Here is a 12,456-nt window from a genome sequence, read left to right as displayed (position 1 = left end):
ACGGGCTCGCCTGCGGCATCGCCCCGGCTTGCTCGCCTGCGGCATCGCGCTTGTCATGCCTTTCGCGCGCGATTCCAGTAGTCCTGTTGACCGTAAACTTCCTTCAAATAATCAATGAAGAAACGCGTCTTCGCCGGCAAATGCCGCTGCTGCGGATACACCGCCATGATGTCGTAATGCGGCAAAGCATACTCATCCAACACCGTCACCAACTCCCCCGACGCCAGCTGCGCCTGGATCTCCCACGTCGACCGCCACGCCAACCCCAAGCCTTCACTGGCCCAGCGATGCAACAACTCCCCATCGTTGCAATCCAGATTGCCCTGCACCTTGGCAATCACCGGCTTGCCGCCCTGCTGGAAATACCACCCGCGCTGCTGCCCACCCTGCAAATTGAACGCCAGACAGTTGTGCTGCGCCAGATCATCCAGCGTGCGCGGAACACCATGTCGATGCAAATACTCCGGCGCCGCACACACCACGCGCCGGTTGCTCGCCAACCGCACCGCCACAAAACTCGGTTCAATCGCACCCCCAATGCGGATGCCCAGGTCATACCCCTCGCGCACCAGATCGACCACACGATCCGTCAGATTGAATGAAATCTGCACCTCCGGATGCGCCGCCAAAAACGCCGGCGCATGCGGCGCCACATGCAGCCGCCCATACGCCGCCGGGGTCGAGACCACCAGGTGGCCCGTGGCCTTGTGGCGGCCCTCGGCAATGCTCTTCTCGGCCGTGTCCATCTGCTCCAGCAACTTGCGGCAATGATCCAGAAACACGCTGCCCTGCTCCGTCAACGTCAAATGCCGCGTCGTGCGATGCATGAGCTTGGTGCCCAAACGCTTCTCCAACGCATCAATGCGCCGCCCCATCATCACCGGTGTCACCTTGTCTTCCAGCGCGGCGGCCGCAAGGCTGCCCTTGTCCACCACCAGCACGAATGCTTCGATCTGCTTGAGTTTGTCCATCAATCCCTCCCGGCCTGAGTGTAATTCAATACTTTTTGGATGTTTCCATACTTTTGCTCAGTAATCAGTGGACTCTGATGATACTTATCATCCGGATTTGTAATGACTAGCATGGCCTCCAGCGATCACACATCCACCAACGGACATCCTGGAGAACGAGCATGGCAAAGATGAGAGCAGTCGACGCGGCAGTGCACGTATTGGTCAAGGAAGGCTGCCTGCAAGCCTTCGGCGTGCCCGGCGCCGCCATCAATCCCTTCTACTCGGCATTGAAGAAACACGGCGGCATCAGCCATATCCTCGCCCGCCACGTCGAAGGGGCCTCCCACATGGCCGAAGGCTATACCCGCGCCAAAGCCGGCAACATCGGGCTCTGCATCGGCACCTCGGGGCCGGCCGGGACCGACATGATCACCGGGCTCTATTCGGCCCAGGCCGATTCCATCCCCATCCTCTGCGTCACCGGCCAGGCCCCCCGCGCCCGGCTCTACAAGGAAGACTTCCAGGCCGTCGACATCGAATCCATCGCCAAGCCCGTCACCAAATGGGCCGTGACCGTGCGCGAACCGGCCCTGGTGCCGCGCGTGTTCCAGCAAGCCTTCCACTTGATGCGCTCCGGCCGCCCCGGCCCGGTCCTGATCGATCTTCCGTTCGATGTGCAAATGGCCGAGATCGATTTCGATCCCGATACCTACACACCGCTCCCGGTCTATCGTCCCGCCGCCACCCGCGCCCAGATCGAGAAGGCTTTCGACATGCTCAATGCGGCACAGCGCCCGCTGCTCACCATCGGCGGCGGCGTGGTCAACGCCGATGCCGCCGCACTGGCCGTGGAGTTCGCCGAACTGACGGGCGTACCCGTGATCCCGACCCTCATGGCCTGGGGCGCGATTGCCGACGACCATCCGCAGATGGCCGGCATGGTCGGCCTGCAAACCAGCCACCGCTATGGCAACGCGACCCTGCTGGCCTCGGACTTCGTGCTCGGCATCGGCAACCGCTGGGCCAATCGCCATACCGGTTCCATCGATGTCTTCACCAAGGGCCGCACCTTCGTCCACGTCGATATCGAACCGACCCAGATCGGCCGCGTCTTCGGGCCGGATTACGGCATCGTCAGCGATGCCGGTGCCGCGCTGAAGCTCTTCGTCGAAGTGGCCAAGGAGTGGAAGGCCGCCGGCCGCCTGCCCGACCGCTCAGCCTGGCTGGCCGAATGCCAGCAGCGCAAGAAGAGCCTGCAGCGGCGCACCCACTTCAATGACACGCCCGTCAAGCCGCAACGCGTGTATGAGGAAATGAACCGCGCCTTCGGCCGTGAGACCTGCTATGTGGCGACCATCGGTCTGTCGCAGATCGCCGCCGCGCAATTCCTGCACGTCTATCGCGATCGCCACTGGATCAATTGCGGCCAGGCCGGACCGCTGGGCTGGACCATTCCTGCCGCACTGGGTGTGGTGGCGGCCGATCCGCAGAAGAAGGTGGTGGCCATCTCGGGTGACTATGACTTCCAGTTCATGATCGAGGAACTGGCCGTGGGCGCGCAGTTCAAGCTGCCTTACCTGCACGTGCTGGTCAACAACTCCTACCTCGGCCTGATCCGCCAGGCGCAGCGCGGCTTCGAGATGGATTACTGCGTGCAGCTGGCCTTCGAGAACATCAACGCCCCCGAACTGAACGGCTATGGCGTGGACCACGTGGCCGTGGTCGAGGGCCTGGGCTGCAAGGCCATCCGCGTCACCGATCCCAACGCCATCCAGGATGCCTTCGCCCAGGCCCAGCGCTGGATGGCCGAATACCGCGTGCCGGTGGTGGTGGAAATCATCCTCGAACGCGTCACCAACATCGCCATGGGCACCGAGATCGATGCCATCAATGAATTCGAACCCCTGGCCGAGCGCGCCGACGATGCGCCCACCGCCATCAGCCTGCTCGACTGAAAACGAAGGAGACTCGCATGACCAAACTCGCCGCCAATCTCACCATGCTGTTTACCGAACAGCCTTTCCTGGAACGCTTCCAGGCCGCATCGCAGGCCGGCTTTCGTGCAGTGGAATTCCTCTTTCCCTACGCCTTCGCGCCGGAACAGATCGCCGATCAATTGCGCACGCATCGCCTGCAACTCGTGCTGCACAACCTCCCGGCCGGCAACTGGGACGCCGGTGAACGCGGCATCGCCTGCCATCCTGATCGCGTGGCGGAGTTTCGTGCCGGGGTCGATGAGGCGATCCGCTATGCCCGCGCGCTGGAGGTGCCGCAGCTCAATTGCCTGGTCGGCATCCTGCCGCCGGGCGTCTCGCGCGAAGCGGCGCGCGAGGTGCTGGTCGGCAATTTGAAATATGCGGCCACGCGCCTGAAGGAGCAGGGCATCCGTCTGCTGATCGAGCCGATCAATCACTTCGACATTCCCGGCTTCTTCCTCAACACCACGCGCCAGGCGGTGGAACTGATCCTGGCCACCGGCTCGGACAATCTCTTCGTGCAATACGACATCTATCACATGCAGCGCATGGAGGGCGAACTGGCCAACACGCTCAAGGCCAACCTTTCCCTGATCGGCCACGTGCAGCTGGCCGACAACCCCGGACGCGGTGAACCCGGCAGCGGCGAGATCAATTACCGCTACCTGTTCAAGTGGCTGGAGGAGATCGGCTATCGCGGCTGGATCGGCTGCGAATACAAACCGCAGGCCGGGACCGTTGCAGGACTGGGCTGGATCGCGCAACACGGATTGCAGACAGCCTGAACACATGACAGCGGGATTTCATCTTTCTTGAGGAGACACAGCATGGCAAAAGTTGGATTCATCGGCCTGGGCATCATGGGCGCACCCATGGCGGAAAACCTGCAGAAGGGCGGCCACAAGCTCTACCTGCACGACCAGAAAAATCCCCCCGCTCCCTTGCTGGAGGGCGGGGCCACCGTCTGCACGTCGGGTGCGGAAGTGGCGCGGCGCGCCGACATCGTCATCGTCATGGTGCCGGACACGCCCCATGTGCAGGCGGTTCTCTTTGGTGACAAGGGCGTGGCCGAAGGCCTGTCGCCGGGCAAGATCGTGGTGGACATGAGCTCCATCTCGCCCATCGCCACCAAGGAGTTCGCGCAGAAGATCAATGCGCTCGGCTGCCAATATCTGGACGCGCCAGTCTCGGGCGGTGAAGTGGGCGCCAAGGCGGCTTCGCTCACCATCATGGTCGGCGGTGCGGAATCGGCCTTCAACGACGTCAAGCCGCTGTTCGAACTGATGGGCAAGAACATCACCCTGGTCGGCGGCAACGGCGATGGCCAGACCACCAAGGTCGCCAACCAGATCATCGTGGCCCTGAACATCCAGGCCGTGGCCGAGGCCTTGCTCTTCGCCTCCAAGGCCGGGGCCGATCCGGCACGGGTGCGGCAGGCGCTCATGGGTGGATTTGCCTCCTCCCGCATCCTGGAAGTGCACGGCGAGCGCATGGTCAAACGGACTTTCGCGCCGGGCTTCCGCATCGAGCTGCACCAGAAGGACCTGAACCTGGCCCTGCAAGGCGCCAAGGCGCTGGGCATCAGCTTGCCCAATACGGCAGCGGCCCAGGAGCTGATGAACGCCTGCGCGGCCAATGGACTGGCGGGGATGGATCACTCGGCGCTGTGCCGGGCGGTGGAGATCCTTTCCAATCACGAGATCGCCAAGGCCTGAGCGAATGATGATGTCAATGTGAGGTGGGACTGCACATATTTCGTAGTTGCGTCACTTCACCTCCCGTTCGGACTGAGTAGCCGCGCATGCGGCGTATCGAAGGCGCACAGACGACTACGCGCCTTCGCTACGATCCTGCGGATCTACTCAGTCCGAACGGTTTTTTCATGCATCCAACCAGAACAAGAGGATTTCCATGCGCCGACTACGCCAGGCCAAAATCGTCGCCACCCTCGGTCCTTCCAGCGCCACGCCGGAGATGATCCGCGCGCTCTTCGACGCCGGGGCTGACGTATTTCGTTTCAACTTCAGCCACGGCAGCCACGCCGATCATCACGCGCGTTACCAGATCGTGCGCCAGGTGGAGCGCGAAGTCGGCCGCCCCATCGGCGTGCTGGCCGACCTGCAGGGTCCCAAGCTGCGCATCGGCCAATTCGCCGGGGGCAGGGTAGAGCTGCAAACCGGGCAGGTGTTCACCCTCGACCGTGATGCCTCCCCTGGCGACCAGCACCGCGTCTGCCTGCCCCATCCTGAATTGTTCGAGGCCATTCATGCGGGACAAAGCCTGCTCATTGATGACGGCAAGCTGCGCCTGCAGGTGGAAGCCAGCGATGGCCATGCCATTCGCACGCGCGTGGTCAATGGTGGCGTGGTCTCCGATCGCAAGGGCGTCAATGTGCCCGATGCGGTCTTGCCGATTCCCGCGCTGACCGCCAAGGACCGCCGTGATCTGGACTTCGCGCTGGAGATGGGCGCGGACTGGATCGCGCTGTCCTTCGTGCAGCGCCCCGAGGATGTGCTGGAGGCGCGGGCTTTGGTAGCGGGCCGCGCGGCCATTCTCTCCAAGCTGGAGAAACCGGCCGCGCTGGAGCGGCTCGACGAGATCGTGGCGGTGTCGGACGCCATCATGGTGGCACGCGGAGATCTCGGCGTGGAGCTGCCGCCGGAGTGCGTGCCGGGCACGCAGAAGCGCATCCTGCGCGCCTGCCGCCAGCAGGGCAAGCCCATCGTGATCGCCACGCAAATGCTGGAATCGATGATTGCCGCACCGGTACCCACGCGCGCCGAAGTCTCGGATGTGGCCAGTGCCATCTATGACGGATCGGATGCGGTGATGCTGTCGGCCGAGTCGGCCAATGGCAGCTATCCCTTGCAGGCGGTCACGATGATGGACCGGGTGATTGCGGAGGTGGAGAAGGATCCGCTGTATCGCACCCTGATGCAGGCGCAATACGCCGCCCCCGAACGCAACCGGCCCGACGCCATCTGCGCGGCGCTGCGCGACGTCACCGGCATCCTCGGGGCCAGCGCCACCGTGACCTATACCAGCTCGGGGCATACCAGCCTGCGCGCGGCGCGTGAACGTCCCGCTGCGCCCATCCTCTGCATCACGCCGCAACTGGCCACGGCGCGACGGCTGGCGCTGGTGTGGGGCGTGCATTCCACCATCAGCGAAGCCGTGCATGACGAGCGCCAGATGGTCAGTGCGGCCTGCCAGGCGGCCGTGCGTGAAGGGTTTGCTCGCCAGGGAGACCAGATCGCGATCACCGCAGGCATGCCCTTCGGGCAGCCGGGCAGTACCAATCTGTTGCGGGTGGCGGAGGTGTGCGCCTCCGCTTACTTGTGAAAAAGAAGACATTTCCGGAGATCGCTTTCCATGCTGCAGATTTTCTCTACATCAGAAAAGTTTTTTATTAATGTCACTTGTTAGATTTTTTCCGCTTCGATGGTCGCTTACGGTTTTCGACACAGTGAATGAATAGCGATCATCTCCTCGGAAAATCATTTTGTGATGCTTGCCATCTTCTGAGATTGAAAACCCAAGTTTTGTGAGCGCAGTTCGAGTCTTAGCATCCATATCAGTGTAGGCATGCAGGGTCTTCTTAAGTTGTTGACTGATTTCGTCAGCCGCAGTTTGTGTCGTGTTTACTTTCAGTAGATCGTCAATTACGTGCTGTCTACGGGAATGCTCTATAGTCCTATCGCGCATGTTGCGCAGTGCCTCAATTGCAATCCCCTTGATTTCATTTTCATAGAGATCTTGTTCTTCTCCATAAAGGAGAACCCCCGCGTCGCCCCCACGGCCGCTATGCGAGAGGCTATTAGTTTTTAGTTCAGCCTTAAGCCTGACAATCTCGCGTTCGGCCTCCATAAGCTTCTGCTCTTTAGCGAGCATATCGTCGTCGAATGCCTTGATGAAGTCATCCAATTCCGTCGAGCCGCTGTTCTTTAATGATTCGTACCGATTATAGGAAATACACTCCTTTAAATGTATCCACGTGCAATCGGGATTTTGTCGTCGGTTCGCAAGTGCAACACGTACGTCCTTAGAGATTTCTTTTTGGAGTTTCTCTGGGGTATCGTTTTTCTCTGATAAATAATAATTTTTTCGCGCAGTGCTGTCCGGCCAATAAATTCCTATTGCTCCCCCAAAAGCGTTTCGCGAGGAGACTAATTTTTTTAAATTTAGGGAAAATTTTCGTGATGGCTCGACGACCACATGACCCATGCCACACAGTTTTGTTGCTAAAAACTGCGGGTCAATAATATGGTGGCCGTCGAACTCCACACTCACGTAAATTATCGGTAGGTTGTTTGCACCTACCCCTTGGATAAGGTCGGCGGCGATGTGCTCTTCCCCTTCAGAAAGGAAAAGTGCCTGCGTCGATACCGGTATCTGACCATCGGAGCCACCACCAATGGTTTTAAGTATCTGCTTAACAAAATATGGTTTTTGCGGATGTGGAAGTGTTGATGCTGTTTTTAGCGCCTCGCAACTCACTTGAATACTTACAAGATGTTGGGCACTTGTTTTGGATGCAACGATAGTAGTTACCCACTCGATATGATCGTTTTCAAGCTTCGAATAGCGTAAACCTCCGATTTGATAAGTACTCGTGTGAGCAGATCCGGACTGTACACGCTCTCCTCCTATCGATAGACTCCCTTCTGCATTAGATATGAGATCTGCAAGTGACTCCTTTGGAATTTTTGTATAGGGGCTACCCGAGAGCCATGTGCAGGCCAATTGGAGCACTTCGTCTACACTTGAATCCTGATTGATAGGAAATTCTGTTGAGTAACTTATCATCTTGCCCTCTCGAGTCACGGTGAATTAAAGTTCACGGAAATTGCGAAAGATATGATAATCAAAAATGCCTATCTCTTGACTTTAGATTGAGCTGACTTTTGCCGGTATGAAATCGCTGACCAACCCCGCAACTAATAGCGGTGCATCGGTAAGCGGCGGTGTTGGGGCGGATTCTCCAGAAAAAATGCCGCTGCACTTTACGGGCAGCGGCATTTCTCGGAAAGGCCGGATCAGCTCAGGCTGGGCTCAGTTGTCTTCCCACCATTTCTGGGCGTAGGCGCGATCGAATGGCGGCAGCGGTGCGCTGGCCACCTTCAGGTCCTTCATGGCGGGGAAGTGCGTTACGAAGAGTTCTGAGTCTTCCGTCCAGCGATCGGAGAACGCCACGTCAAAGCTGCCGCCCGAGGCGCCTCCGACGGATTGATCTATCAGCGGTATCGGCGGCCCGGCGCGGAATTCGTTGCCTTGACGCTCACGCAGGACAGCCTCCACGTGGCCCAGGTAATAGGTGCCCGGCACCGTCTGGTTGATGGTGGCGTGGACTGGGACGAGATAGCGGACGATGATGGGAAATCCCTTGTTCAGGCAAGTCAGACCAACCAGTTTGTATTCACCGGGCGGCAGTTCCATGCGCAGGAGATAGGTATTGCCGACTTCGGGCGTGCTGTTTTCGAGGCTGCCTTCGGCATCGATCTTGAAGTTGATGCGTTCTTCCTTGCTCTGGGCATTGGGCATCTCGACATGCGCCACCAGCAACTTGGGCTGGTAAGAAGGACGGTAGATGTTCCTGATGGTGGCCGTCATCAGGTAGACCACCTTGTCATTGGCCGCAGCCTGCGGTGCATCGGTGGAGTAGGTCATCGGTTTGACGGTGGCGCAACCAGTGAGCAGGAGCGTCGCGCACAGCGCGGCTAGTCCCAGAATCTTTTTCAGCATGATTCCCCTTGAACGATTTGATTTAGTTGATTATTGATTTCTGATGAATGACGCATGACCGGAGACTGCCAGTCACGCACTATCTTACGTCATTCCCGGATGGACCTGAAGCCTGCGTCAGGAGGTCCCGCACCGGCTTGGCCATCTGTTGGAAACGCGGATCCAGCAGCACCTCGCGAACCAGTTTCTGAACGGCCGGAATGAAATAGTCTCGCGCCATGCTGCAGGCGACCGGGGCAAAGAAGCTCCCCTCGAACTGCTGGGTTGATTGAACCGTAAAGCTTTTCTGGTTGGCATCGGAGACCGTCAGCGAAAGCATCCATGTCGTCGTGGTGATGCTGGTACTGAAATCGATTTCTTCCAGCTTGCCGCTGATCTTGATGGGCGAGGTCGGGTCATAGGCGCCGGCCTTGCGCAGTTCGATGATGAAGGCGTTCTCGATATAGCCCGCGAAATGCGGCGCAACGGTCACCGGCCCTGCTGCGCGGCACGTGATGGAAGCCAGTCCGGGCTTGCTTGCCGAAAACGGCATGACCGCCACGGGCACGGGCCTGGACGCCAAGATAGCGGCTGTCGTCGCAGGCGATGGTTGATAACCGGTGATGCGATAGGTTTCACACCCTGATAAGGTGAGAAGGGCGAGGAAACTCAAGGTCAGGGCGGACTTCATGGATTCCTTGTCTATGGATGGCGCGGCTGTTCCCTCGATCAGGGAGCCTGCAGGCGTTGCAGACTGCCGTCCTTGTTCAGCGAAAGCAGACACCTGATCACCAATTGCTGGAACAGGTCTTCCTGAACGGACTTGATCGATTGGAAACGCGGGTCATCGGGCAGGCGCGATTTGGCCAACACCGAATAGAATGCGCCGCGCACTGTGGGCGAATTCGCACTCTTGTTACCAACATTGATGGCAAGAGACATCGTCAGCTCTTCCTTGTTGGTGACGTAGCCGTCGCCCCATTTTTCGCCCAGGAGTACTCCCTGGTTGATCGCCTCGGCAATGTCGGAAACGTCATTGAGCGTGACCTTGACCGTGCCGGCTGCATCGTCCTCACTGATCACGATGAAGCCGGTCTGCCGGAATGCCGCTTCCAGGCTGTTGCGCAAGACCAGGGGATCCGGCCCGGGAAAGGCAATTTCCAGCCTTGGCGCGCTGGTCTCTGGCGCGTGACCATTCCTCAGCCACTGCACTTCCATTTTCAATTTCAATGGCGCTTCCCTGCGTGGCAAATCAGACGCACTCACGCGTGCAATCGCACTGTCGGGATAGGCAGCCGTCGGGTAGGTGGTGCAGCCGCCGAGCAATAGCGCGCACATGCTGGCGCACAGCAGAAGGAATGTTTTCATGATCGTGGGATAACTTGCTTGTCGAGGCGGTGACGGTGCCCTTATTTATCCAGGAATCCCAGTTCGGCTGAACCGTTGACCTCGATCTTCTCGCCCACCATGGTGCCGCCAGCCTCTTCCTCGATCCACACCGCGCTGTAGCTCGGCCCCAGCTTGCCGCGCACGACGTAGCTCTTGTCACGCTCCGGCGTGAACTCGACCTTGCCCTTGACCTGGTAGACCGTACCGGTCATGGCCATGATGGGCATGGCATAGGCCGTTCTGGCCACGATCTCTACCTTCACCGGTGTGGCGGGGATGCGGCGCTCGACCTTCTGCAGCAGCATCAGGGCACCGCGGCCCTCGCTGGCTCTGCGGGTGGCGAAGCGTACGTTGTCGACATCGACGGCATTGATGTTGGCGGCGTAGTACATGTCGGCCTTGCTCATGGAGAGCATGTCGGCCGAATCCTTGAGGACCGCCGTCGGGCCGGCGTAGTTGTCGGGCAGCAAGGGTGTGCGGGTGGCACAGGCTGTCATAGTCGCTGCGATGGCAAGCATCGCGCACGCGCGGACAGCGCCGGCGATGGCAATTCGGACGTTCATTTTTTCCCCTGATTGATTTTTTAGGCAGGCGCGCCGGGCATGAGGCCAGCCGCCAACCGCTGTACATATTACGTCATGTGCCAGCGGATTGCACGGTATGCGGATACCGCGGAAAACGCCTGCCTGCGACGATCACCCCGCCGCTTCGGCCAGCTGGTACGCCAGATGATTGTGCCGCTCCAGCACCGCCCCCAGGTCAATGGTGGTGAGCTGTCCCTCGCGCACGATCACGCGGCCGTTGATGATGCTGGTGTTCACGTTGGCCGGGGTGCAGAAAACGAGTGCGGCCACCGGATCATGCAGTGCGCCGGCAAAGGCGATCTGGCGCGTGTCGAACATCACGACGTCGGCGGACATGCCGGGCTTGAGCGCGCCGATGTCGTCGCGGTTCAAGACCTTGGCACCGCCCAGCGTAGCCACTTCCAGCGCCTGGCGCGCGGTCATGGCGTCGGGGCCGAAGCCGACCCGCTGCAGCAGCATGGCCTGGCGGACTTCGCCCAGCATGTGGGCGCTGTCATTGGAGGCACTGCCATCCACGCCCAGGCCGACCGGTACGCCCGCGTCCAGCATCTTGCGGATGGGCGCAATGCCGGAAGCCAGCCGCATGTTGGAACAGGGACAGTGCGCCACGCCCGTGCCGGTGCGGGCAAACAGGTCGATGCCGTGCTCGTCCAGCTGCACGCAGTGGGCGTGCCAGACGTCGTGGCCGACCCAGCCGCAGTCTTCGGCATATTCCGCCGGGGTCATGTTGAATTTCTCGCGGCTGTAGGCGATGTCGTTGACGTTCTCGGCCAGGTGCGTGTGCAGCGATACGCCATAGTGACGCGCCAGGTCGGCGGCCTCGCGCATCAGGTCACGCGAGACCGAGAAAGGAGAGCAGGGCGCGACCACGATGCGCTGCATGGCGTGGCGCTGGCTGTCGTGGTAAGTCTCGATGAGGCGTTGCGTGTCCTTCAGGATGGCAGGCTCTTCTTCCACCACACGGTCCGGTGGCAATCCACCCTTGGACTGGCCTACGCTCATGGCACCCCGCGCTCCGTGGAATCGCATGCCGATCTGGGCAGCGGCCTCCAGGCTGTCGTCCAGGCGCGTCTGGTTGGGATAGATGTACAGGTGGTCGCTGCTGGTGGTACAGCCCGACAGGATCAACTCGGCCATGGCCGTCAGCGTCGATACCCGGATCATCTCCGGCGTCAGGCCCGCCCAGATCGGATACAGATTGGTCAGCCAGTTGAACAGCTCGCCATTCTGCGCGCTGGGGATCGCACGCGTCAGGCTCTGGTACATGTGGTGGTGCGTGTTGATCAGGCCCGGGATGACCACGTGATGGCTGGCATCAATGACCTCGTCCGCCTCTTGCGGCAGATCTTCCGTCTTGCCGACCTGCTCGATGACCTTGCCTCGGATGTAAAGCGCGCCACTGGCGATCTCTTCACGGCCCTCGTTCATCGTGACCAGGACGCGCGCGTTCCTGATCAACAGCGTTTTGCCTGTTGCTTGCTCTTGCATGATGTTGGACTCCTTCTTGGGTTCCTTGTTGATGTGTTTGACTTGCGGGTCGGCGCAGGTGACAGGGGGGAGTCCCTTTCTTGCCCTATTAACGACTGCGACGGGTGGGGTTGTTGGGAGGGTTTAGGTCCGTTTAATGCTGGTTTTGTTTTGCGTTAAGGTTTGCTTAATGCTGGTGTTTCGCTGTTTTTGCTGGTTTTGTGTTTTGGGTAGTCTGCACGGATTGCTTTCCTGCGCTCTAGCTTAATTCTGTTCCCTCTCCGGGCGGAACGGAGCGCCGGGAGCGGCCCGGCAGCCGCTCACTTTTCTTGTCTCGCCAAGAAAAGTAAGCAAAAGAAGGCGACC

The 12,456-nt window shown here is 59.9% G+C and carries 11 protein-coding genes; 4 read left to right on the top strand and 7 right to left on the bottom strand.

The genetic code is table 11. The annotated features are described in order from the left end of the window. Positions 1-53: 53 nt before the first annotated feature. On the bottom strand, positions 54-971 hold the full coding sequence (locus B3873_RS03250; protein ID WP_286864011.1) for a LysR family transcriptional regulator: 918 nt from the start codon (positions 969-971) through the stop codon (positions 54-56). 161 nt (positions 972-1,132) lie between these two features. Here B3873_RS03250 and gcl point away from each other — a divergent pair, with 161 nt between their 5' ends. The 4 genes from gcl (at position 1,133) to pyk (ending at position 6,271) form a co-directional block, all read left to right on the top strand. Continuing rightward, positions 1,133-2,908 (top strand): glyoxylate carboligase, encoded by a 1,776-nt coding sequence (gene gcl, locus B3873_RS03245; protein WP_209534372.1) that lies wholly within the window; start codon positions 1,133-1,135, stop codon positions 2,906-2,908. A gap of 17 nt (positions 2,909-2,925) precedes the next feature. Then, positions 2,926-3,714 (top strand): hydroxypyruvate isomerase, encoded by a 789-nt coding sequence (hyi, locus tag B3873_RS03240; protein WP_209534371.1) that lies wholly within the window; start codon positions 2,926-2,928, stop codon positions 3,712-3,714. A gap of 42 nt (positions 3,715-3,756) precedes the next feature. Beyond that, complete coding sequence (locus B3873_RS03235; RefSeq protein WP_286864009.1) at positions 3,757-4,644, top strand: 2-hydroxy-3-oxopropionate reductase; 888 nt, start codon at positions 3,757-3,759, stop codon at positions 4,642-4,644. Positions 4,645-4,840: 196 nt separating this feature from the next. Further along, positions 4,841-6,271 carry a pyruvate kinase gene (gene pyk, locus B3873_RS03230; protein ID WP_286864008.1) on the top strand — a complete coding sequence of 477 codons (1,431 nt, stop codon included), beginning with the start codon at positions 4,841-4,843 and terminating at the stop codon, positions 6,269-6,271. Between the two features lie 51 nt (positions 6,272-6,322). Here pyk and B3873_RS03225 read toward each other — a convergent pair whose 3' ends face one another. The 6 genes from B3873_RS03225 to B3873_RS03200 form a co-directional block, all read right to left on the bottom strand. Continuing rightward, positions 6,323-7,735, bottom strand: a complete 1,413-nt coding sequence (locus tag B3873_RS03225) for a hypothetical protein (protein WP_286864007.1) — start codon at positions 7,733-7,735, stop codon at positions 6,323-6,325. A gap of 246 nt (positions 7,736-7,981) precedes the next feature. Beyond that, positions 7,982-8,671, bottom strand: coding sequence for a hypothetical protein (locus B3873_RS03220; protein ID WP_286864006.1), 690 nt, complete (start codon positions 8,669-8,671; stop codon positions 7,982-7,984). A 79-nt stretch (positions 8,672-8,750) separates the two neighbouring features. Next, positions 8,751-9,341, bottom strand: a complete 591-nt coding sequence (locus B3873_RS03215; RefSeq protein ID WP_286864005.1) for a hypothetical protein — start codon at positions 9,339-9,341, stop codon at positions 8,751-8,753. A 38-nt stretch (positions 9,342-9,379) separates the two neighbouring features. Then, a complete protein-coding gene (locus B3873_RS03210; RefSeq protein WP_286864004.1) occupies positions 9,380-10,018 on the bottom strand; it encodes a hypothetical protein in 639 nt (212 codons plus the stop codon). Between the two features lie 41 nt (positions 10,019-10,059). Beyond that, positions 10,060-10,536, bottom strand: coding sequence for a hypothetical protein (locus tag B3873_RS03205; protein ID WP_286864003.1), 477 nt, complete (start codon positions 10,534-10,536; stop codon positions 10,060-10,062). Positions 10,537-10,734: 198 nt separating this feature from the next. Continuing rightward, complete coding sequence (locus tag B3873_RS03200; RefSeq protein WP_286864002.1) at positions 10,735-12,111, bottom strand: 8-oxoguanine deaminase; 1,377 nt, start codon at positions 12,109-12,111, stop codon at positions 10,735-10,737. Positions 12,112-12,456: the final 345 nt, after the last annotated feature.

Source organism: Herbaspirillum sp. UBA812 (genome assembly GCF_002296545.1).
GTDB lineage: Bacteria > Pseudomonadota > Gammaproteobacteria > Burkholderiales > Burkholderiaceae_D > Herbaspirillum > Herbaspirillum huttiense.
Note: the sequence above shows the minus strand (reverse complement) of the source record. Positions and strands in the feature narration are given on the sequence as shown.

Excerpts from the sequence above, each read along its gene's own strand:
- B3873_RS03250 (WP_286864011.1), bottom strand. The coding sequence starts at position 971 with ATGGACAAACTCAAGCAGATCGAAGCATTCGTGCTGGTGGTGGACAAG.
- gcl (WP_209534372.1), top strand. The coding sequence starts at position 1,133 with ATGGCAAAGATGAGAGCAGTCGACGCGGCAGTGCACGTATTGGTCAAG.
- hyi (WP_209534371.1), top strand. The coding sequence starts at position 2,926 with ATGACCAAACTCGCCGCCAATCTCACCATGCTGTTTACCGAACAGCCT.
- B3873_RS03235 (WP_286864009.1), top strand. The coding sequence starts at position 3,757 with ATGGCAAAAGTTGGATTCATCGGCCTGGGCATCATGGGCGCACCCATG.
- pyk (WP_286864008.1), top strand. The coding sequence starts at position 4,841 with ATGCGCCGACTACGCCAGGCCAAAATCGTCGCCACCCTCGGTCCTTCC.
- B3873_RS03225 (WP_286864007.1), bottom strand. The coding sequence starts at position 7,735 with ATGATAAGTTACTCAACAGAATTTCCTATCAATCAGGATTCAAGTGTA.
- B3873_RS03220 (WP_286864006.1), bottom strand. The coding sequence starts at position 8,671 with ATGCTGAAAAAGATTCTGGGACTAGCCGCGCTGTGCGCGACGCTCCTG.
- B3873_RS03215 (WP_286864005.1), bottom strand. The coding sequence starts at position 9,341 with ATGAAGTCCGCCCTGACCTTGAGTTTCCTCGCCCTTCTCACCTTATCA.
- B3873_RS03210 (WP_286864004.1), bottom strand. The coding sequence starts at position 10,018 with ATGAAAACATTCCTTCTGCTGTGCGCCAGCATGTGCGCGCTATTGCTC.
- B3873_RS03205 (WP_286864003.1), bottom strand. The coding sequence starts at position 10,536 with ATGACAGCCTGTGCCACCCGCACACCCTTGCTGCCCGACAACTACGCC.
- B3873_RS03200 (WP_286864002.1), bottom strand. The coding sequence starts at position 12,111 with ATGCAAGAGCAAGCAACAGGCAAAACGCTGTTGATCAGGAACGCGCGC.